Raw genomic sequence first — 1,841 nt, 5'->3', positions numbered from 1 at the left:
CCAAATCGCAAGGACGCTTCAGAGCAGACGCGCTTCTTCAGGGCGTGCTGCTGAACTTTCTCCAAGGCATCGGCAAAAAAAGCGTCCGCAATCTCAACGTCTTGCTGACGACGTATCTCAAGCTTGTTGAGATACGTTGATAAGGTCTGCATCTTTTCGGGATCCCTTGGAAAAAGATCGCGAAGTTTACCCAGCCGGGTTCGGTAGACTTTGAAAAACCTGTCCACCTGGGCGCGTGTGATTTCGATCTGAAACACACCACTGACCGCATCAAAAAACTTGTGTGCCTCGTCAATGATAAACGTTGAACACTCGCGAGGCAGCACGTTCGGGTTCGCCAGATGCAATGCCAACAGCGCATGGTTGACGATTAAGATGTCCGCCGAGGCGCGTTGCGATTTCGCTTGGTAGTATCGACACGCCGAAAAAGACGGACAGTCCTCGCCAAGACAATCATTCGCCGTCGATTCGACTTCCAACCGGATTTCAGCGGGCACGTCTTGACTGAAATTGGAAAACTCGCCGTCTGAAGATGCCGCCCATGCCGACATCTCTTTCAAAAGCGGGAGGGCACTGCTCCCAATATCCGCCGTCGAGAACAACACATTCTTATTACGGACATCTTCATGATACTCACGCAACCGACGCAGCGACACATAGTTGTTGCGTCCCTTGACTAACACCACCCGCAACTCTTGATCCATCACATCCAAGATCGCTGGCACATCCTTCTCCCAGAGTTGATCCTGCAGCACCTTCGTGCTCGTCGAGATCACCACCGGTCCCGAATGCCCCTGCTTTCGGAGTGCCTTGAGAATCAAAGGCGATACGGACACACTCAGATAGGCAAATGACTTGCCAACCCCGGTTGCGCCCTCGGCAAGCAAGACCTCTCGCGCCAAAATCGTTTTCACACATGCCCTTGCCATGTTCGCTTGCTGTTCTCTCACCTCATAGCCATCACCGAACAGACGATGCAACATGCCACCACTGCCAAAGATACTGTCCTTGGAATTCCCCACCGTTTTACCTCCTCCTGCCGATGTGACAAATTTCTCCCGTATCCGTGAACTTTCGAGACGCGAAACTCACGGATTAGACGTTTCAGATGCGAAAATGGACTGAAAAATCACACCGGCTGGCGAGACGTTTTCAGAGAATCGGGAAAAATCGGATTTTTGCCTCGACACCCAATAACCTGAAAAGCGGAGCGTTACGCCCACTGACTGCTGCGTTCCTTGGGCTGACCAGTGCTTTCTTTGCGCTGACTCCCCCGTTTTTGAGGGGATCATCAACCCCGATGGTCATTGCGTTTTTCAAGGTTTTCAAATCCATTTTTTTCCTTACCACTCCTATGTCTTACCACGTAAATTTAGGACCGCGCGGGCGATTAACAAGCTAACTTATGAACGCTCATCTTCAGTGAGAAAACGAGCCGTCGATAAGATAACTTGTCGGTAATGCATAAAATCCTTATAGATTTTATCATTGATTTCCTCTAAATGGTAGTCGCTTGTATACAGCCACCTGCCGTCTTCCTTCATTTGAATATCGCCGGTCTTGCGACAGATCCTCCAGAGTTCATTGTAGGAGTAGTACCAGCTACTATCAGACCGCAAGGGTTTCTTGAACGCTATCCGTCGCGTGCGCCGCTTCAAATAAGGACGCGGATACAGCTGAAACACCGAGGCTCTAAACTTTGCCGATAACAACTCCAGCAATCCAACGTCCACCAGCCGCTGACGGATCGCAACGATCGTCTGTGTGCCAAACGCTATCCACTTACGTGCCTCTTTGATGGTGAACGTGACAACACCCGTCGTCCAGTCAGATAACACCTT

At 50.6% G+C, this 1,841-nt stretch carries 3 protein-coding genes; all 3 read right to left on the bottom strand.

Features of this window, described 5'->3' with window-relative positions; genetic code table 11:
• Positions 1-1,022, bottom strand: a 1,022-nt coding sequence (locus OXN25_19445) for a hypothetical protein (protein ID MDE0427033.1), incomplete at its 3' end; no start/stop codon positions are given.
• A 130-nt stretch (positions 1,023-1,152) separates the two neighbouring features.
• On the bottom strand, positions 1,153-1,329 hold the full coding sequence (locus tag OXN25_19440; GenBank protein ID MDE0427032.1) for a hypothetical protein: 177 nt from the start codon (positions 1,327-1,329) through the stop codon (positions 1,153-1,155).
• Between the two features lie 74 nt (positions 1,330-1,403).
• On the bottom strand, positions 1,404-1,841 hold a 438-nt coding region (locus OXN25_19435), incomplete at its 5' end, for a hypothetical protein (protein ID MDE0427031.1).

The organism is Candidatus Poribacteria bacterium (assembly GCA_028820845.1).
GTDB lineage: Bacteria > Poribacteria > WGA-4E > WGA-4E > WGA-3G > WGA-3G.
The sequence above is the reverse complement of the archived record's forward strand: the minus strand, read 5'-3'. Positions and strand labels throughout refer to the sequence as shown.